The following is an 18349-nucleotide window of genomic DNA, read 5'->3' as shown; positions in this document are numbered from 1 at the left end:
CCCGCCGCATCGGCCCGGGTGGGGTAGGCACGTCGGGTGGCGGCGGGCGAAATCCGGCAACCGGGCCAAGCATCGGCGGGGCCTCGCGACTCCGGTGTAGAGGCCCACAACAACGAACTCTGGGCTGTACCGCTACCGCACCAGTCCGACGGCGGCCGCTGGCGTGGGTGACGACCGCCGCGGCCGCGGCGGAGCTGGTCCTGCTGGTGGCGGCGGTGCCGTTCGGCGACGGCGAGATCAGCGGCACATTCACCGTCGGCGGCGTGATCGGGCTGCTGGCCGTGGTGCCGTGGGCGGGGATGTGCGTGCTGGCCGTGCTGTCCCGGCATCTGTCGGCGGCGCAGCGGCTGTTCGTGACCGCTGCCGTGATCACCGCCGCGCTGACCGGGTCGACCGTGGTCCTGCTGCGCCGGTCGTAAGCGTTTACAAGGGTTTCAACCTTTACAGCTCGGTGTGAGCCACGTTACGGTCGCGTTCTGGAAGCGCTTCCAGGACCCCTGCCCCGGGCCGCCACCCACCCTGCTTCGAAAGGCTTGCCCATGTCCGGAGCACAGTTGCGACGGCTGGCCGTGGCGGCACTGGTCGGCGCGACCGCCATGCTGCTGCCCATGCCCGCGGCCCATGCGGCCACCACGACCTGTGACCCGCAGGGCTCGATCAGCGCGGCCGGCGGCGAATACACCATCCAGGCCAACGAATGGAACTCGTCCGACCAGCAGTGCATCACCTACAGCAGCGGCACCGCATGGTCGGTGAGCACGGCCAATTTCACCCTCTCGGGCGGCGCGCCGGCCACGTATCCGTCGATCTACAAGGGCTGTCACTGGGGCGCCTGCACGTCCGGCAGCGGCCTGCCGCTCCAGGTCAGCAAGATCGCGAGCTCGACGTCGTCGTGGAGCACAACGCAACCGGCCAGCGGCGCCTACGACGTGGCCTACGACCTGTGGACCAACTCCACGCCCACCACCGGCGGGCAGCCCGACGGCAGCGAGATCATGATCTGGATGAACAGCCGCGGCGGCGTCGGCCCGTTCGGCCAGAAGGTCGCGACGGCCAGCATCGGCGGCCTGAACTGGGACGTGTGGACCGGGCGGCAGACGTCCTGGAACATCGTCTCCTATGTGCTGCAAGGCGGCGCGACGTCGCTGTCCAACCTGGACGTCAAGGCGCTGATCGACGACTCGGTGGCTCGCGGCGTGACCAACGCCAACCACTACCTGCTCGACGCCGAGGCCGGTTTCGAGATCTGGAAGGGCGGCCAGGGTCTGGCCACCACCAGTTTCTCCTTCAACGCCACCGCCGGCGCCGGCCCGCTGTCCCAGGGCCGTCCCGTGACGGCGTCGTCGGTGGAGAACGCCTCCTACCAGCCCGCGAATGCCGTGGACGGCAACGGTTCCACGCGGTGGAGCAGTTCCTTCGCCGACGGGCAGTGGATCCAGGTCGACCTCGGCGCCGTGAAGCAGATCAACCGGGTCGTGCTGAACTGGGAAGCGGCCTACGCCAGGCAGTTCCGTGTCCAGGTGTCGAACGACCCGAGTTTCGCCACGTCCACGGATCTTTACGCCACCGGCGCGGGGACCGGCGGCGTGAACACCCTGGCCGTGTCGGGCAGCGGCCGCTACGTCCGCCTGCTCGGACAGACCCGGGCCACCCCGTATGGCGTTTCTCTCTGGGAATTCCAGGTCTTCGGCAGCTGAAGTTACGGTGGTCGGGTGCGAGCAGTCGTCTACGAGTCGTTCGGCGGTCAGCCCGAGGTCCGCGAGGTCGCCGATCCCACGCCCACACGGGACGGGGTGGTGATCGGGGTCCGGGCGACCGGGTTGTGCCGCAGCGACTGGCACGGCTGGCAGGGGCACGACTCCGACATCACCGAACTGCCCCACGTGCCGGGGCATGAGCTGGCCGGGGAGGTGCACGCGGTCGGCGGCGACGTCACTCGTTGGCGTGTCGGCGACCGCGTCACCGTGCCGTTCATCTGTGCCTGCGGGCGGTGCGCCTCGTGTGTCGCCGGTGATCAGCAGGTGTGCTCCGCGCAGACCCAGCCCGGCTTCACGCATTGGGGTTCCTTCGCCGAGTACGTCGCCATCGACCACGCCGACGTCAACCTCGTCGCCTTGCCCCCGGAGATGGCCTACTCCACCGCCGCCGCCCTGGGCTGCCGTTTCGCCACCGCTTTCCGCTCCGTCGTCGCCCAGGGCCGCGCCCGCCCCGGCGAGTGGGTCGTCGTCCACGGCTGCGGCGGCGTCGGCCTCTCCGCCGTCATGATCGCCGCCGCCCTCGGCGCGCAGGTTGTCGCCGTGGACGTCAACCCGGCCGCCTTGGACCTGGCCAAGCGGTTCGGCGCCGCCGTCGCTCTGGAAGCGCATCCAGACGTCGTTTCCGCTGTTCGGGAGGCCACGGGCGGCGCTCACCTGTCCCTGGATGCCCTCGGGCATCCCGTGACGGCGTCGAACTCCGTCCTGTCGCTGCGCCGCCGCGGCCGGCACGTCCAGGTCGGACTCCTGCCGTCCGGACCGACGCCGCTGCCCATGGACCGGGTCATCGGCTGGGAGCTGGAGATCTTGGGCAGCCACGGCATGGCTGCCCACGCCTACGGCCCGATGATGGATCTGGTGGCATCGGGGGCTTTGCGCCCCGACCTGCTCATCGCCCGCACCATCGGCCTCGCCGAGGCCGCCTCGGCCCTGGCGGCGATGGACCGTTCCACCGCCGCCGGCATGACCATGATCAAGCCTTAGCCGCGCGGCCGAGGCGCAGGGCGGAGACGAGGAAGAAGATGCCACCCAGCGTCGCGTAACCGGCCAGTGTGGACAGTCCGGCTCCTTGCTGGCCGGCCTGCAGGATGAACGAGACGCCGGCGACCGTCGAGATGGCGCCACTGATGATCATCGGCCACTGGCCGCCCAGCGCGCGGCGGGTGAGGCCGACGACGAGTTGCACGAGGCCGGACAGAATGGCCCAGGCGCCCCAGACCCGCAGCACGCCGGGATTGCCGGACGACGCGGCGACGGCCAGGCCGATGGCCGCGAGCAGGCTGATCGCGATGTTCACGTACAGGCCCGGTTTGACGCCATTGGACGAGCGCGCGTCGACCACCGCGGCGGCCACGTCGAACACCGGGTAGAGCACCAGCAGCGCGATGGCCAACGGGGTGACGGTCGAGGCCGTCGCGGCCAGCAGACCGGCCCAGACGATCGCGAAACCGAAGCGGACGAAGTACAACCGGCGCAGGTGGGGCGCGGTGCCCCGGTCGACGGCGGCGGTGCCGGCACTCATGGGTTCTCCTTGTGGTTCGACTTCTCGGGTCCGACGGTGGCACCGGCCGCGCGCCCGGCGAAAGGGCCGGTGTTGTCCTGGGACAGTCCTGGCCCACCCTCGGCTTTGACGCTGTTAGATTTCCGGTGTGACCGGCGACGCGCATCGCAGCGAACTGGGCGATTTCCTCCAGGCGCGACGGGCCGAGCTGAGCCCCGACGCGGTCGGGCTGCCCGGCGTCGGACCCCGGCGGCGGGTCCGGGGACTGCGCCGGGAAGAGGTCGCCGCCCTCGCCTCGATCAGCACGGACTTCTACACGCGACTCGAACAGGGACGGCGGCGGGCATCCGAGGAAGTGCTGGCCGCCATCGCGCGGGCCCTCCGGCTCAGCGACGACGAACGCGCCTACGTGTTCGAGCTGTCCGGTCGGGAACAGCAGACGGGGCGGCCGTCGCGGCCGCGGGCCCACCCGCAGTTGCGACGACTGCTCGGCGACCTCGTCACGACCCCGGCGGTGGTGCTGGGGCGGCGCACGGACATCCTGGCCTGGAACCCCATGGCGGCGGCGCTGTTCACCGACTTCGGGCGTCTGTCGGAGAAGGACCGGAACTTCGTGCGGCTGGTCTTCTGCGACCCGGGCGTGCGGGCGTTGTACCCGCACTGGGAGCACGCGGCCCGAAACGGCGTCGCGCAGCTGCGGAGGGAGGCCGCACGGGATCCCGACGACCCCGAGCTGGCGGCCCTCGTCGAGGAACTCTCGACTTTGGACGAGGACTTCCGGCGCTGGTGGACCGCGCACCAGGTCGCGGTCCGCGGGGCCGGCGTCAACGAGGTGCGGCACCCGATCGTCGGCGATCTCACCCTCGACTGGGCGGCGCTCGTCTGCACCGCCGATCCCGACCAGCAGCTGTTCACCTGGACCGCCGACCCCGGCACGCCGTCCCACGACGCCCTCCGCCGGCTCGCCTCCGGCTAACCCCGGCTGATGCAGGGAAGGACGCCTTACCCTCGCTCAACGCGGGTAAGGCGTCCTTCCCTGCATTGAGCCGGACCTACAGCTTGAACTCGCTCTTGCCGGCCAAGGCGTGCAGCTTGTTCAGCTCCTCGGCGACCTTCTTCCACTCCCCCGCCCGCCGCGCGCCGTAGGCGTCGTCGCCGCTGGGCTTGCCGCCCAAGGGCAGGATGGGGTCGCCGACACCGTGCTCCAGGCGGTAGACCAGCACGCTGTGGGCGGCCTTGACCCAGGGCTCGGGGTCGGGCCGGTGCAGGCTGCCGACGGCGCTGGTGAGCCAGACGGGCAGCGGGTCGCCGGCGGCCATGGCGTCGTTGAGGCGCTGGCGGGCGACGACGCTGACCCGGGCCTTGGCCGCGGTGATCCGGTCCTTGTCGGGGCCGCCGCCGAGGGCGGCCGCCTCCAGCTTCGCCAGGTCGGCCTCGACCATGCGTTGGGCGGCCTCCACGGTGGCCCACTTGGCCTGGACCTGCTTGGGCGTGAGGTTGATGTAGCCGTCGCCGCCCTGGCGCCGGCTGGCCGGCTTGGCCAGCTGGGTCTGCACCTCGGCGATCCGCTTGCGCACGAGGTTGGCCTGGTCGGACGTCAGCTGCCGGCGCTCGGCCTCGTGCCCCTCGGCCAGGGTTGCGACCGCGTCGGCCAGGTCCTCCGTCACGTCGTCGAGCCCGGGCCGCACCCGGCCGCCGCGCTTCACCAGCGCGGCGAACTGCTCCCTGAGTTCCGTGATCTGCTGCTGGAGCTGGTCGATCGCCGCAGTCTGATCGATCGTCTCGGTCACCAGGCCCGCCTCGCCAGCGCTCGGCGGGTCCGCGACCCAGGTCCCGGTGCTCATTGGTGCCCTCGCAAGCTCGGCCACGGATCCTCCTAACCTCGACCCGATCCTGCCGGACATCCCGGCGACGTGGGGCGCGACTTGGCCGCCCGTTCGGGGGAAGCTGGCCGATGCGATGCTGATCGGCGTGAGCAGGGATGGGACGGGGCTGCGCCGGGGCTGGACCACCGGCGCGTGCGCGACGGCGGCGACCAAGGCGGCCTACACGGCGCTGCTGACCGGCGCGTTCCCGGATCCGGTGGAGATCACCCTGCCCAAGGGCCAGCGGCCGGCGTTCGCGCTGGCGGTGGAGTCCCTGGCCGACGGCGCCGCCACGGCCGGCATCGTCAAGGACGCGGGCGACGACCCGGACGTCACGCACGGGGCCCTGATCCGCTCGACCGTCCGGCGTGGCGAGGCCGGCTCGGGCGTGGTGTTCCGGGCCGGGCCGGGCGTGGGCACGGTGACGAAGCCGGGCCTGCCGCTGGCGGTCGGCGAGCCGGCGATCAATCCCGTGCCGCGGCAGCTGATGCAGGGCGTGGTGACGGAGGTGGCCGCGGCGCACGGCGGTTCGGGCGACGTCGTGGTGGAGATCTCCGTCGACAACGGCGAGGAGATCGCCCGGCAGACCTGGAATCCGCGACTGGGCATCCTCGGCGGCCTCTCCATTCTCGGCACCACCGGCGTCGTCGTGCCGTACTCCTGCTCGGCCTGGATCGACAGCATCCGTCGCGGCATCGACGTCGCCCGCGCCGCCGGGCACCAGCACGTCGCGGGCTGCACCGGCAGCACCTCCGAACGGGTGGTCACCCAGATGTACCCGCTGCCCGAGGACGCCCTGCTCGACATGGGCGACTTCGTCGGCGCGATGCTCAAGCACCTGCGCCGGCACCCGGTGCCGCGGCTGACCATCGCCGGCGGCGTCGGCAAGCTGGCCAAGTTCGCCGACGGGCACCTGGACCTGCACTCGGGTCGTTCGCAGGTCAACCACGAGCTGCTGGCGGCCCTGGTCGTCGACGGCGACGGCTCGCCGGAACTGGTCGAGGCCGTCCGCACGGCCAACACCGCGCTCGGCGCTTTGCAGCTGTGCCAGCGGGAAGGCCTGCCGCTGGGCGACCTCATCGCCGACCGCTGCCTGGCCACCGCCGACGGCATCCTGCGCGGCGCCGGCATCGCCGTGGACATCGTGGTGATCGATCGGGCCGGGACCGTAGTCGGCCGCTCCCGGCATCCGGCATGATCCGTCCTATGCCTGATTTCCGTGAGAAACCCGTGCTCTCCGGCGAAACCGTGGTGCTGCGCCCGGTCATCGCCGACGACGCGGTCGACATGCTGGAGGTGCTGGCCGACGGCGACGTGCTGCGGCTGACCGGATCGCACGGCACCCTCTCGCCCGACGACGTCGAGCCGATGCGGCAGTGGTACGGCAGCCGCGCCGAGCACGACGACCGCCTCGACCTGGCCGCCGTCGACCGCGCCACCGGCCGCTACGTCGGCGAGGTCGTGCTCAACGAGCTCGACCCCAACAACAACTCCTGCTCGTTCCGCATCGCGCTGGGGGCGCCGGGGCAGAACCGCGGGCTGGGCACCGAGGCCACCCGGCTGGTGCTGGGCTACGCGTTCGAGCGGGTCGGCCTGCACCGGATCAGCCTGGAGGTCTACTCGTTCAACTCCCGGGCCCGCCGGGTGTACGAGAAGGTCGGCTTCCGGCCCGAGGGCGTGCTGCGCGACGCGTTGCTGTGGGAGGGCCAGCGCTTCGACGCCCACGTCATGTCGATCCTGGCCCACGAGTGGGCCGAGCACCGGGGCTGTCCCGGGTCCGTGGAGTCACGCCGGGCCGTCTGAGCCCAGTCCCAGCTGCTCGCGCAGGGTCTCGGCCGCCATGGCCAGGGAGGGTCCGTACCAGGTCAGCAGGCGTCCGCTGACCAGACGGACCCGATCCGCGTCGAAGCACTCGGGGCCGTCGGCGGCGGTGAAGACGTAGGGCTCGTCCGGGAGCACGATCAGACCGGCCGCGCGCAGCTGGTCGAGCTCCTGCTTCGGGTAGCGGTCGGCGTGGTCGGCGTAGACGTTGGCGACGCCGATCCGGGCCAGCAGGTCCGTGGCGAAGGTCCGGCTGCCGACCACCATCCACGGATCCCGCCACACGCACACCAGCGCCGACCTCTCGGGCTCCGGCACCGGTCCGTCGAGCCTTCGGTGCGCCTCCGCCAGCCACTCCGGCGTCGGACGTCCGAGCGCCACGGTGATCAGCCGGTCCAGCGAGCTCAGCGCGCCCGGCACGTCCTCCACGACGGTCACCCACACCGGCACGCCGGCCTCTTCCAGCCGCCGGACATCGATCTCCCGGTTCTCCTCCTTGTTGACCGCGACGAGGTCCGGCCCCAGCTCCGCGATCCGGCGCGTGTCGGGGTTCTTCGTCCCCCGCACCCGCTCGACCCCCAGGTCCGCGGGATGGGTGCACCACTCAGTGGCCGCCACCAGCAGGTCACGGTCGACGGCCGCCACCGCCTCCGTCAGCGACGGCACCAGCGACACCACCCGCCGCACCTCGTCGGGCAGCCGCACCTCCCGGCCGAGATCGTCACGTTCCGTACGCGCCACCCAGCCAGGCTATCGTCCGGTGGTGGTCAGGACTGTGCTCGTGCTGGGCGGCACTGCCGAGGCCCGGCGGCTGGCCGAGGCGCTGGCCGAGGCAGGCGACCGACTCCGTGTCGTCACCTCGCTGGCCGGGCGCGTGAGCCGGCCTCACCTGCCACCGGGCGAGGTGCGGATCGGCGGCTTCGACGGCGTCGAGGGGCTGACGGCGTGGCTGCGTGAGGAGCGGGTGGACGCGGTGGTCGACGCCACCCATCCGTTCGCGGCCCGGATCACGGCCTCGGCCGCGGCGGCGACCAGCGCGCTGGGGCTGCCGTTCCTGGTGCTGCGCCGGCCCGGCTGGCGGCAGGCCGAGGGGGATGACTGGCGGTGGGTCGGCTCCGTCGCCGAGGCGGCGGAGCTGCTGCCCACGGTCGGAACGCGCGCCTTGCTCACTGTGGGGCGTCAAGAGCTGGAACCGTTCACCCGTCTCAGTGACGTGTGGCTGCTGGCCAGGTCGATCGAGCAACCGAACGTGCCCGTCGAGGCAGTTCTGGGCCGCGGCCCTTTCACCGTCGAATCCGAGCTGGAGCTGCTGGACGAGCACGGCATCGACGTGCTCGTCACCAAGGACAGCGGCGGCGACGACGCGAAACTGGTGGCCGCGCGACGCCGGAACATTCCGGTCGTGATCGTCCGGCGGCCGCCCTCACCTGCGGTTATGATGGCGTCCACAGTGGATCAAGCCGCCATCTGGGTGATCTACGGACACGCTACGGTTTCATAAGCCTGCGCGGCGGGGACCCATGCCCTACGCTTCGGGCTCGCGCGGCGAACGCAGTAGGCAGGGCGAGACCCCGAATTCCCTCAGCAATTGACTACGACCGTCTCAGCGTCCTCACAGGCGAGTCCGCGAACCTGGTCGTGTGCGGTGGGCTGCCTTCTACCGCCGAGTTCGGGGAGGAGATCGCCGTGCACCACGATCTCGACATCCGCTGGGACACCGCCAGCGAGCGCAACCTGCGTGCCACCAACGCGGACGCCGTGGCCACGCGGCGCGACCCGGCCACGGGCGAGCTCGTCTTCGCCGTCGCCGACGGCATCGGCGACACCGCGGGCTCGGCCGAGGCCGCGCGCAAGGCCGCTGCCGCCGCCGTCGCCACGCCCGTCGCTCAGGGCGCCATCCAGGCCATGATCGCCGCCCAACAGGCCCTCCTGCTCGACGAGGACGACTGCGTGCTGGTCGTCGCCATGCCCTTCACCGACCGGGTCAGCAGCGGCTACCGCATCGCCTGGGTCGGCGACTGCCGGGCCTATCTCTGGGACGACAAGACCCTGTATCCGCTGACGTCCGACCAGACCGTCGCCGCCTACCTGCGCTCCCAGCTGCGCCCCACCACGCCCCGCATGGAGCACATCGTCACCAACACCGTGCGCACCACCACCACCGACCAGATCGGCTGGACCCAGGTCCGCACCAGCGGCTCCGGCCTGCTGCTGGTCACCGACGGCGTGCACAAGGTCGTGCCGGCCAACGCCATGCACCGCGAGCTCACCAGCGCCGCCCGCCCCGCTCAGGCCCTCATCGAGGCCTCCGCCGCCCTCGGCGGCCGCGACAACGCCAGCGCCGCCGTCATCGACTGGACCGCCGTCCGCCGCGAGCCTCCACCGATCCCGCACATGGCCACTCCCCCACTGGTGCACCAGTAAACGCGTTGCCGCACAAGGCTCATCGCACCGCGGGCATCGGCAAGTTCAGGCCCACGTCGGCGCGCCGGCCATCCCGGACTCCTTGAAGCGCAAGGCTTATCGCACCGCCGGTTCGAGCAGCGACAGCGTCCGCTCCCCCGCGTCGAGGGCGACGCGGACACCGACCGGCATCGGCAGGTTCGGGCCGGCGTGGCCGATGTCGACGTTGCCCAGGACCGGGATGTCCCGGTCGCCCAGGACGTCCAGGACGATCTCGGCCAGAGACGGTGATCCGTCGCGCGAATCGAGCCCGTCGATGGCGTGCGGGACGCCGACGACCATGCCGGCGACGCGGTCGAGGACGCCGCTGTGCCGGAGCACGTGCAGGTAGCTCCACACGTACGCGGCCAGACCTCCCATCTCCTCCCAGAACAGCACGGCGCCGTCGAACTGCTCCAGCGGCAGCGCGTACGGGGTCGCCTGGGCGAACACGATGCGGTTGATCACCGCGCCGATCAGGCGGCCCTCGGCCCGGCCGGGGCGCCAGCACTCCCACGACGGGCTCGCCGGCAGGGCTCCCAGAGGCTCCGTGCTGGTCAGGAGCCTGGAGTAGAGCTGCGCCAGCTCGGACCGGCGTGCGGCGGGAACCCGCTGCCAGTGACCGCCGAGGCCGGGCGTGGCCAGGTCGGCATGGAAGCCGACCAGGCCCGTGCGCCCGTAGAGCACCAGGTGCAGCAACGAGATGTCGCTGTAGCCGAGGATCGGCTTGGGGTCGGCCCGGATCGCCTCGACGTCGATCAGATCGAGGTAACCGAGGGCCGTCTGGCCGCCGTCGTGCGCGATGATCGCCCGCACCTCGGGATCACGCAGCAGAGCGTTGAGCTCCTCGGCGATCTCCGACGGCCGAGCGGCGCTCCACCACCGGCTCCGCCCGGCTTCGAGCAGCGGGGCCCGACGCACGCGGAATCCCATTCGCTCCAACACCACCACGGCCTGCTCCAGGTCGGGCTCGTAGACGGCATCGAGCGGCCCGGACAGCGAGGCGATGACGACAAGATCTCCGGGGACCAGGGCGCGGGGACGAAGCAGCGGAGGCACGGTCACCGGCGCAGCATCGCGACCCGGACGTCGGCCCGCCACACATTTTCGGGCCGGCGCTACGGCACGGTCACGGCGTTGACGATCACCTGTCCCTTCGTGGGGTCCAACTGCGACGCGGGCACGGTGTCGATGGCCTTGGGCGCCGTCGCGGGGTCGATGGCGCAGATCGGATCCGCGCCGCCGGGGGCGCACAGGCCGAACTGGTAGCCCTGGGGTGTGGCGGCGAAGGAGCGGGCCTGGTCGGCGTTGAAGCCGTCCTGTCCGGTGAGGACCACGGAGAAGGTCCAACCGGGACCGGGCTCGCCGAACGCCGCCTTGGGTAAGGCGACGGTGATGGTTCTGGTGTCGGTGGACGCCACGGCGGCCGTGGGGGTGCCGACCTGGTGCCCGGCGGCGTCGAGCCAGGCGGGGGAAGCGAAGCCCTGGAGCTCGATGCGTTGGGACCACGGGGAAACCTGGTAGTTGCGGGACGGGAACGGCGCCGCGGTGGAGGTGGGCCTGCCGGGGGCGCCGACGAAGATGTCGAGCAGCTGGGCGCCCATGGTGTTGCCGAAGGTGGGGACCAGGTTCCGCAGGGTGGTGCGCAGATAGACGGTGTCGCCCAAGGTGATCGCCTGGAACCGGGTGATGTCGAAGGAACCGGCGGCGAAGTCGGGGGCGGTGGGGTACTGGAACGTGCCGGGACCGTTGTCGTCGCCGGCGGGATCGGCGGTGTCGAGAACGGTGGCGCCGCCGACGAGATCGCCGGTGACGGTGGTGTGGGCGTCGCCGGTCCGGTTGCCCGGGGCGGACACGCCGACGGTGATGGAGTTGGAGCCGAAGCCCAGCGGCACGGTGACGGAGTAGGTGCCGTCGGCCCCGGCCGTGGTGGTGACGGTGGCGGCCTTGCCGGCGGTGTCGGTGGCCAGGGCCTGCACGCTCACGTCGGCGCGGGGCAAGGTCTTGCCGGTGACCGCGGCGGTGGCACCGCTGGCGGTGGCCGAGACGGTCACGTCGGCCTTGCCGGGGGCGGCATGGGCGACGTAGCGGTCGGTGGTGACGGACGGACGGTCGAGGACGTGGCCGGCGCGGAGATCGGCGGCCAGGCGAAGGCGCTGCGCCTGGGCCCACGTGAGGGGCGAAGCCGAGCCTGCGGCGTGGCCGTTGGCGAAGCCGATGGAGGCGACGGTGGGATCGGTGCCGTAGGGCGAAGGGGGCAGGTCGGGGCTCTCCCACGCCTGCTCGGGCACCAGCCCGACGCCGGAGGCGGAGCCGAACATGCTGTCCAGCAACGACTTCGCCGCATGGCCATCGCCCAGGGACAGGGCGGACTCGGCCCGTTCGCCGGACAGCACGGGCCACAGGTGCCCGGTGCCGGTGTCGGTGGTCGGCCACGGCTGCCCCTGGCCGGTGCAGGTGCTCTGGCTGGGCTGGTAACAGTCGCCGTAGCCGTCGGCGCTGCCGGCGGAAGCCGAAGTGCCGTAACGGTAGTAGCCGACACCGGTGGCGGTGCGCACCGAAATCTGCTTGTCCAGCACGGCCAGCGAGGCGGTGAAGTCCTTGTCCTGCGGGGAGAGCTCGCCGAGGCGGACGAGTTCCTGGAAGCCGCCGTCGACGATCGCCCGCTGGTCGGCGGTCGGGCCGCCGTTGCCGAGGCTGTAGCTGACAGCCGAGTTCGGGTCGCCGTTCTTGGTCAGCCGCACGAAGTACGAGGGACCGTACGGCCCCGTGGTGGTGACGGTCCACGACTTCACGTTGCGCTGGAAGTCGTCGGCGGCGGCCCGGTAGATCCGCGCGTCGGCGTGGTCGCCATGCCGATCGGCCAGCGCTCCGGCGGCGGCGAGGCCGGCGATCTCGGCGGCGATGGTGGACGGCGAGTACCCGGACTGCTCCTCCCAGCGCTCGACGCCGAACGACGGCCCGTGGGCCAGCAGGTAGTCGGCGGCGGGCTTGATGTGCTGTGTCCACAGGGAGTTGTCGTCGAGGCCGGTGAGCTGGGCCATCAGGATCGGGTACGCGGTCTCGTCGAGCTGGTCGCCGCCGGTGTCGGGGGCGATCTTGCCGTTGACCAGCGAGTTGCGGGGCAGCTCGCCGGTCGGCAGCTGCTGCTTGGTCAACAGGAACGTGGCGATGGCGCGGGCGGTGGATCTGTCGCCGGCGGCCAGGAACCCGGTGAACGCCTCGTACGCGTCGCGGGCGAACACCTCGCGGTAGGAACCGAAGTACACCGGCTTGTCGGCCTTCACCGCCTGGCCCCACGGGCTGGCCAGCGAGGCGACGACCGCGCCCGGGAACGTCTTGTCCTCGCTGGACTTCAGCACGTTGGCGTCCAGCGGCAGGGTGCCCTGAGCCAGCTCGGAGTCGTAGTCCCGCCAGCCGTCGGTGTAGTCGTCGCGCATCCGGTCGAACCACGAGCGCGCCGACGCCCGGGCGGTGTCGACGGCCTGATCGCGATTCCGACCGAAGCCCAGGGCCAGCGTGAAGTCCCGAGCGGTCACGTCCTCGGTCGCGGTGACATGCCCGTTGGAGGCCGTGGCATACCGGGTGAGGGTGCGATTGCCGTCGAGCTGGGTCAGGCCGTCGCTGGCGGTGCCGGCGTAGCCGACCGTCGCCGATCGCGTCGAGGTGCCGGCCAGGGCCATGAAGGTCGGCACGGCGTAGGCACGATTGGTGGCCTGGCTGACGGTGTCGGTGTCGTAGAGCACCGGCACGCCGTCGACGACCGAGGCGCTGTCCCCGCTGTTGCCGTTCACATGCCCGTCGAGGCGGGCGTACACGCGCAGGTTCGGCGGGCCGTCGACCGTGGTGTGCATGACCACCGAGTCACGGGCCGGGTCGGTGATGTACGTGGTGGTGAGCCGATATCGATGCTTGGCACTGGTCGAGGTGACCGTGCAGACCATGCCCGTGCGGTCGGCGCGCACGGTGTAGGTGGTGTCCCGGGTCTGGAGGTCGGTGAACGAGCGGCCGTCGGTCACCACGTACTGCAAGGTGCCCACATCGGTGTTGTCGATCGTCGGCTCGTACACGTCCGACAGCACGCCGTCGGCGACCGTGTACCAGACCTTGGATCTGGAGTTGCGCGCCGTGCCGAGGCAGTCCTTGCGCCCGGTGTCGAAGTACGCCGTCACGCCCGGCGCGCCCGGTGTCACCGGAGCGGCCGCGACCGGCACCGCTGTCACCACCATCGACGCCAGGATCACCGGCGCCAGTCCCCGCAGCATCTCTAGCCCTCTCGCCGTTGGGTCGGACCTCGAAACGACCCTAGCGAGGACTGGCTTCAATGGGCACTGAAGTTATCGTGCCTTGAGAAGAGGAGCAAGGGCCTGCGTCGCGGCGGTGATCGCCTTGGCCTCGTCGGCGGCATTTGTGCTGCTCGGGGCGCTGCTGAGGACGACTACCACATATCGCTGGCCGGGGCCGACGAGTCCGGTGGTGTGCAGGACCCGGTCGGGTCGGCAGCATCCCCAGCCCTGCTTCACCCACCACTGGCCCGCCCCGAGCGACGGGATGCCGAAGGACTGGTCGAAGCCGTCGGCGGCGATGGCCGGGGCGCGGTAGAGCGCGTTGATGATCGTCTGCTGGTTCGCCGACTCCAGGTACTGGTAGATCCGGACCACGTCGTCGGCGGTGGTCAGCGTGTCGCCCCACCGGGCCGGATCCTGCGGCGGCGTGGTGTGCTGAAGGTGCAGCTGCGCGGCCAGGCTGGTCACGATCTTCGTGCCCCCGCCGGCCGACCACAGCGCGTTCGCGATGGAATCGTCGCTGCGGGCCAGCATTTGCGTGACCTTCGCGGTCGAGCCGCTGTGCCGCTTCAGCGCGTCAATGGCGATCAACAGCTTGATGACCGATTCCGCCGCGAAAGGCCGATCCGCGCCGGATGCCACCAGCGCCTGGCCCGCGGTCCGGTCGTAGACCTCCAGACCCAGCGTGGCCTGCGGCGCGGCCTGCTGCGCCGCGGTCGCCACGTCGCCGATCAATCCGCGGATCAGCACGAACACACATACCAGCGCGGCCACCACCGACAACCACAGCGGCAGCGCCCCCCGACTCCCCAGCCTCATACTCACTAAGGTGTGTGATCACGGCCCTTGGTTGCATTCACGGAGGTCACAGCTGTATTTCGGCGGCATGTGAACCATAGGCCGACCGAGACGCGTATCGACTCCTGACACCCCTGCGAAGGAGCGAAGTGAAGAACCCGTACAAGCACGTGCTCGGCGCGCTCGGCGTGACCTTGGCGGTCATCAGCCTCACTCCGGCCTCGGCACAGGCGGATCCCCCCACCAACGCCAACGACGCCCTGGCCCAGCTGCACGACGCGAGCCAGAAGCAGGAATCCCTCGGCGAGCAGTACACCGCCGCGCAGCTGGCCTACCAGGCCCGCCAGGCCGACGTGCAGAAGGCGACCACGGAGCTGGCCACCGACCAGCAGGCCGAGAAGCAGGCGCAGACCGAGGAGGACCGCTACCGCGGCGACGTGGACCGCTGGGTGTCGGCCACCACCGAGGGCGCCGACCTCAGCAGCATGTCCGCCCTGCTCACCGGCCAGTCGCCCAGCGACTTCCTCGACCGCGCCTGGATGCTCCAGGAGGTCAGCAAGTTCAACGGCGACGCCATGGACGGCCTGAGCCGGTCGCTGGACAAGGCCAGCGCCGCCAGCAAGCAGGCGACGCAGGCCCAGCAGAAGGCCAACGACGCCGCCGCCAAGGCCAAGCAGGTCGCCGACGGCCTCCAGGCGCAGAAGGACGCCGCCGGCAAGGCCCAGCAGGCCGCGCAGGAGGCGTACAACCGGCTGACCGGCACGCAGAAGACCGCGCTCAAGTCCGACAAGGGCCTCCCGTTCGACACCAGCAACGTGCCGGCCGGCGCCGCCGGTGTCGCGGTCAAGGCGGCGTTGGGCCAGGTCGGCACGCCCTACGTCTACGGCGGCAACACCCCGGGCTCGGCGCTGGACTGCTCCTCGCTGGTGCAGTACGCGTACCGGCAGGCCGGCGTGACCCTGCCCCGCGTCACCACCGAGCAGGTGCTGCAGGGGCGTCCGGTGGCCAAGGCCGACATGATCCCCGGCGACCTGCTGTTCTTCGGCACCGCCAGCAACGTGCACCACGTGGCCATGTACATCGGCAACGGCAACATCGTGCACGCCCCGGACGTGGGCCAGGTCGTCAAGGTCGTGCCGATCAGCGGCGGCGGCAGCGACTACTACACCTCCCGGCGCATCGTCGGCTGAGGCCAGAGCTCGGCCGGTGCGTGCGCCCCGCGCGTCGCACGCGCCGGCCGTGGTTGTATTGATCATGGCGGTGACCAATCCCTGGCTGGCCGGGCCGGCCCCCACCCGCAAGCTCGATCGGGACCGGCTTGAGGAGCGCATCCTCAACCTGTTGTCCTCGCAGAACATGTGCGTGCTGGCCACCACCGGCCCGGACGGCCCGCTGGCCACGCCGGTGCGCTACTTCCACCTCGACACGGCCCTGATGTTCACCGCGGCGGCGACGTCGCCGAAGATGCGCAACATCGCCGCCGATCCGCGGGTGTCGATCGGCGTGTTCGCGCCGCTGGTCGGGCAGGCGAGCAGCCGGGGCGCGCAGGTGTTCGGCCGGGCGCGGGTGCTGCCGGACGAGCATCCCGAGTTCCAGCACTACTGGTCGGCGGTCCGGTGGCAGTCCGATCACGTGGAGCGGTCGCGGTCGCTGGACGAGCCGCCGTCGGGGCCGCTGGTCGTGGTGGACGCGGAACGCATCGTCTACACGGAGCACTGGCTGCGCCGCGAGGGCTACGCCCCACGCCAGTTCTGGACGGCCAAGTAGCCTCAACACGTGGCGATCCTGCTGTTCAACCACGCTCCGATCCGCACGGCGTTACCGGGCGACGAGAACGCGGTCCTCGACCTGCTGTCCGGCGCTGCCTCGTGGTTGCACGAGCGGGGCATCGAGCAGTGGCCGGAGCGGTTCCCGGCGGACTCGGTGCGCGAGCAGATCGCGGCCGGCGAGGCGCTGCTGGTGGGCAGCCCGGCGGTGGCGACGGTGGTGGTGTCGGACAGCGACCCCGAGCTGTGGGGCGAGGACTCCGTGCCGGCGTACTACATCTCACGGCTGGCGGTGGCCCGGGAGGCGGCGGGCCGCGGGCTGGGCTACCGGATCCTGGACTGGGTGCAGGCGGCGGCGTCCGCGAAGGGCTGGCGGTACGTGCGGCTGGCGGCGTCGAAGGACAACCCCGGGCTGCGCCGCTACTACGAGAAGGCCGGCTTCCTCCACGTCACCGACCCCGAGGACGCCCGCCACCCCACCAGCCTCTACGAGCGATATCGCTGATTGCCACATGCGCTTCCCGCTTGCACGCTGGTGCCACATGGGAAGCGCATGTGGCGAAAAAGCGGGGAGGGTGGATGGCTACGTGGGAGGATGTGCGGAGGATCGCGCTGGCGTTGCCGGAGACGGGTGAGAAGCTGTCCTGGGGCACGCCGCAGTGGCACGTCAGGGGCAAGGGCTTCGTCTGGGACCGGCCGCTGCGCCAGTCGGACGGGCTCGACGAGCAGGGCCCGATCCTCGGGGTCCGGGTGGCCGACGAGGGCGTCAAGCAGGCCCTGATCGCCGACGACCCGGCGGTGTTCTTCACCATCCCGCACTTCGACGGCTACCCGGCGGTGCTGCTGCGGCTGGACCGGATCGGCGTGCCGGAGCTGGACGAGGTGATCACCGAGGCGTGGCTGCTGAAGGCGCCGAAGAAGCTGGCTCGGGAGTACCTGGCGCAGCAGTAGACCGGTGAGCCAGGTGGCGGCCCAGTGCCGCCAGAGCGGCCAACGCGATGAGACCGGCCACGGCGCCCCAGCCGAACAGGTCGTAGGCCTGCACGCCCAGCCACGAGCCGAGGGTGCCGCCGAGGAACGTGCAGGTCATGTACGCGGTGTTGAGCCGGCTGCGGGCCTCGGGCAGCAGGGCGAAGATCCGCGACTGGTTGGCCACCTGGTTGGCCTGCACGGCGGTGTCCAGCAGCACCAGGCCGGCGATCAGCAGCACGAGCCCGGCGACGCCGCCCAGCAGTCCGAAGGCCAGCACCCCGGCCGACGCCACCACGCCGACGATGGCGATCATGCTGACGGGTTCGGGGCCACGGCGGTCGATCCACCGGCCGGCGATGGGCGTGACGAAAACGCTGACCGCCCCGGCGAGGCCGATCAGGCCGACGGTCTGGGCGCCGAGCCCGTAGCGGGGGCCGCTGATCAGCAGGGCCAGGCACGTCCACGCGGCGCTGAAGCCGCCGAACAGCAGCACCTGGTACAGCGCGGACCGCCGCAGCTCGGGCTCGCGGCGCAGCAACCGCAACGCCTCGGCCAGCAGCGACGGGTAGTTGTGCTGCGCGGACGGCTCGGTGCGCGGAACGGTCACGGCCAGCACGGCCGCCAGCACCAGGATCACCGCCGCGGCAACGAGATACGGGGCGCGCCAGCCCAGCCACGAGCCGAGGGTGCCACCGAAGGTCCGGGCCAGCAGAATGCCGGCCAGGACGCCGCCGAGCAGTGTGCCGACGACGGCGCCGCGGCGGTTGTCCGGCACCAGGCCGGCGACCATGGGGATGATCACCTGCGGCACGACCGTGAACACCCCGGCCAGCGTGCCGGCGATCAACAGCACCGGCAGCGAGGTGGCGAGGCCGGCGGCCAGCATGGCGGCGGCGGTGAGCACCATCAGCACCACGATCAGCGGCCGCGCCCGCAGCCGGTCCCCCAGCGGGACCAGCAGGAACACGCCGAGGGCGTAGCCGAGCTGGGCGCCGGTGGCGGTCTGGGCGGCGGCGCTGGGCGCCACGTGCAGGTCGGCGGCGATCAGCGGGCTGATGGCCTGCGGGAAGTAGATCGTGGCCACGCAGACCGCGCAGGCCAGCGTGAGCAGCGGAATCACCCGGCGACTCGGCACGACGCCCCC

At 71.5% G+C, this 18349-nt stretch carries 19 protein-coding genes; 12 read left to right on the top strand and 7 right to left on the bottom strand.

Features of this window, described 5'->3' with window-relative positions; all coding sequences use genetic code 11:
- The first annotated feature begins 167 nt into the window (after positions 1-167).
- The 3 genes from AB0M73_RS14035 to AB0M73_RS14025 all read left to right on the top strand — a co-directional run bounded on the left by AB0M73_RS14035 (position 168) and on the right by AB0M73_RS14025 (position 2738).
- The gene (locus AB0M73_RS14035; protein WP_363890903.1) at positions 168-419 is read left to right on the top strand and encodes a hypothetical protein; all 252 of its coding nucleotides are present in this window, start codon (positions 168-170) and stop codon (positions 417-419) included.
- A 120-nt stretch (positions 420-539) separates the two neighbouring features.
- On the top strand, positions 540-1697 hold the full coding sequence (locus tag AB0M73_RS14030; protein ID WP_363890901.1) for a discoidin domain-containing protein: 1158 nt from the start codon (positions 540-542) through the stop codon (positions 1695-1697).
- 15 nt (positions 1698-1712) lie between these two features.
- Positions 1713-2738 carry a zinc-dependent alcohol dehydrogenase family protein gene (locus AB0M73_RS14025; protein WP_363890899.1) on the top strand — a complete coding sequence of 342 codons (1026 nt, stop codon included), beginning with the start codon at positions 1713-1715 and terminating at the stop codon, positions 2736-2738.
- Here the strand turns inward: AB0M73_RS14025 and AB0M73_RS14020 are convergent.
- Complete coding sequence (locus AB0M73_RS14020) at positions 2728-3276, bottom strand: hypothetical protein (protein WP_363890896.1); 549 nt, start codon at positions 3274-3276, stop codon at positions 2728-2730. The genes AB0M73_RS14025 and AB0M73_RS14020 overlap by 11 nt on opposite strands.
- A gap of 127 nt (positions 3277-3403) precedes the next feature.
- On the opposite strand from AB0M73_RS14020, the gene AB0M73_RS14015 reads away from it, so the two are divergent.
- A complete protein-coding gene (locus AB0M73_RS14015) occupies positions 3404-4231 on the top strand; it encodes a helix-turn-helix domain-containing protein (protein ID WP_363890894.1) in 828 nt (275 codons plus the stop codon).
- A 76-nt stretch (positions 4232-4307) separates the two neighbouring features.
- On the opposite strand, the gene AB0M73_RS14010 is transcribed toward AB0M73_RS14015, so the two are convergent.
- Positions 4308-5045, bottom strand: a complete 738-nt coding sequence (locus AB0M73_RS14010) for a hypothetical protein (protein ID WP_363890892.1) — start codon at positions 5043-5045, stop codon at positions 4308-4310.
- Positions 5046-5226: 181 nt separating this feature from the next.
- On the opposite strand from AB0M73_RS14010, the gene AB0M73_RS14005 reads away from it, so the two are divergent.
- Both AB0M73_RS14005 and AB0M73_RS14000 read left to right on the top strand, forming a co-directional pair.
- Positions 5227-6318: a cobalt-precorrin-5B (C(1))-methyltransferase gene (locus AB0M73_RS14005; protein ID WP_363890890.1), complete on the top strand. Its 1092-nt coding sequence runs from the start codon at positions 5227-5229 to the stop codon at positions 6316-6318.
- 8 nt (positions 6319-6326) lie between these two features.
- On the top strand, positions 6327-6923 hold the full coding sequence (locus AB0M73_RS14000) for a GNAT family protein (protein ID WP_363890888.1): 597 nt from the start codon (positions 6327-6329) through the stop codon (positions 6921-6923).
- Here AB0M73_RS14000 and AB0M73_RS13995 read toward each other — a convergent pair.
- Complete coding sequence (locus AB0M73_RS13995) at positions 6906-7682, bottom strand: helical backbone metal receptor (protein WP_363890886.1); 777 nt, start codon at positions 7680-7682, stop codon at positions 6906-6908. The genes AB0M73_RS14000 and AB0M73_RS13995 overlap by 18 nt on opposite strands.
- A gap of 22 nt (positions 7683-7704) precedes the next feature.
- Between AB0M73_RS13995 and AB0M73_RS13990 the strand changes: the two genes are divergently transcribed.
- Positions 7705-8442, top strand: coding sequence for a cobalt-precorrin-6A reductase (locus AB0M73_RS13990; RefSeq protein WP_363890884.1), 738 nt, complete (start codon positions 7705-7707; stop codon positions 8440-8442).
- A 185-nt stretch (positions 8443-8627) separates the two neighbouring features.
- Positions 8628-9365 (top strand): serine/threonine protein phosphatase, encoded by a 738-nt coding sequence (locus AB0M73_RS13985; RefSeq protein WP_363890883.1) that lies wholly within the window; start codon positions 8628-8630, stop codon positions 9363-9365.
- Between the two features lie 96 nt (positions 9366-9461).
- On the opposite strand, the gene AB0M73_RS13980 is transcribed toward AB0M73_RS13985, so the two are convergent.
- The 3 genes from AB0M73_RS13980 to AB0M73_RS13970 form a co-directional block, all read right to left on the bottom strand.
- Positions 9462-10448: a S66 peptidase family protein gene (locus tag AB0M73_RS13980; protein WP_363890882.1), complete on the bottom strand. Its 987-nt coding sequence runs from the start codon at positions 10446-10448 to the stop codon at positions 9462-9464.
- 53 nt (positions 10449-10501) lie between these two features.
- Complete coding sequence (locus AB0M73_RS13975) at positions 10502-13648, bottom strand: glucodextranase DOMON-like domain-containing protein (RefSeq protein WP_363890881.1); 3147 nt, start codon at positions 13646-13648, stop codon at positions 10502-10504.
- Positions 13649-13720: 72 nt separating this feature from the next.
- Complete coding sequence (locus AB0M73_RS13970) at positions 13721-14488, bottom strand: hypothetical protein (protein ID WP_363890879.1); 768 nt, start codon at positions 14486-14488, stop codon at positions 13721-13723.
- Positions 14489-14616: 128 nt separating this feature from the next.
- On the opposite strand from AB0M73_RS13970, the gene AB0M73_RS13965 reads away from it, so the two are divergent.
- The 4 genes from AB0M73_RS13965 to AB0M73_RS13950 all read left to right on the top strand — a co-directional run bounded on the left by AB0M73_RS13965 (position 14617) and on the right by AB0M73_RS13950 (position 17184).
- Positions 14617-15657, top strand: coding sequence for a C40 family peptidase (locus tag AB0M73_RS13965; protein WP_052394210.1), 1041 nt, complete (start codon positions 14617-14619; stop codon positions 15655-15657).
- A gap of 64 nt (positions 15658-15721) precedes the next feature.
- Positions 15722-16234: a pyridoxamine 5'-phosphate oxidase family protein gene (locus tag AB0M73_RS13960; protein WP_363890878.1), complete on the top strand. Its 513-nt coding sequence runs from the start codon at positions 15722-15724 to the stop codon at positions 16232-16234.
- 9 nt (positions 16235-16243) lie between these two features.
- Positions 16244-16738 (top strand): GNAT family N-acetyltransferase, encoded by a 495-nt coding sequence (locus tag AB0M73_RS13955; protein WP_363890876.1) that lies wholly within the window; start codon positions 16244-16246, stop codon positions 16736-16738.
- Positions 16739-16812: 74 nt separating this feature from the next.
- The gene (locus AB0M73_RS13950) at positions 16813-17184 is read left to right on the top strand and encodes an MmcQ/YjbR family DNA-binding protein (protein ID WP_363890875.1); all 372 of its coding nucleotides are present in this window, start codon (positions 16813-16815) and stop codon (positions 17182-17184) included.
- Here AB0M73_RS13950 and AB0M73_RS13945 read toward each other — a convergent pair.
- A complete protein-coding gene (locus AB0M73_RS13945; RefSeq protein WP_363890874.1) occupies positions 17120-18340 on the bottom strand; it encodes an MFS transporter in 1221 nt (406 codons plus the stop codon). The genes AB0M73_RS13950 and AB0M73_RS13945 overlap by 65 nt on opposite strands.
- Positions 18341-18349 lie beyond the last annotated feature (9 nt).

It is taken from the genome of Kutzneria sp. NPDC051319 (assembly GCF_040682195.1).
GTDB lineage: Bacteria > Actinomycetota > Actinomycetes > Mycobacteriales > Pseudonocardiaceae > Kutzneria.
Note: the sequence above shows the minus strand (reverse complement) of the source record. Positions and strands in the feature narration are given on the sequence as shown.

Bases quoted from the DNA above. Each gene is read 5' to 3' on its own strand.
- AB0M73_RS14030 (WP_363890901.1), top strand. From the start codon at position 540: ATGTCCGGAGCACAGTTGCGACGGCTGGCCGTGGCGGCACTGGTCGGC.
- AB0M73_RS14020 (WP_363890896.1), bottom strand. From the start codon at position 3,276: ATGAGTGCCGGCACCGCCGCCGTCGACCGGGGCACCGCGCCCCACCTG.
- AB0M73_RS14000 (WP_363890888.1), top strand. From the start codon at position 6,327: ATGCCTGATTTCCGTGAGAAACCCGTGCTCTCCGGCGAAACCGTGGTG.
- AB0M73_RS13975 (WP_363890881.1), bottom strand. From the start codon at position 13,648: ATGCTGCGGGGACTGGCGCCGGTGATCCTGGCGTCGATGGTGGTGACA.
- AB0M73_RS13970 (WP_363890879.1), bottom strand. From the start codon at position 14,488: ATGAGGCTGGGGAGTCGGGGGGCGCTGCCGCTGTGGTTGTCGGTGGTG.
- AB0M73_RS13960 (WP_363890878.1), top strand. From the start codon at position 15,722: ATGGCGGTGACCAATCCCTGGCTGGCCGGGCCGGCCCCCACCCGCAAG.
- AB0M73_RS13950 (WP_363890875.1), top strand. From the start codon at position 16,813: ATGGCTACGTGGGAGGATGTGCGGAGGATCGCGCTGGCGTTGCCGGAG.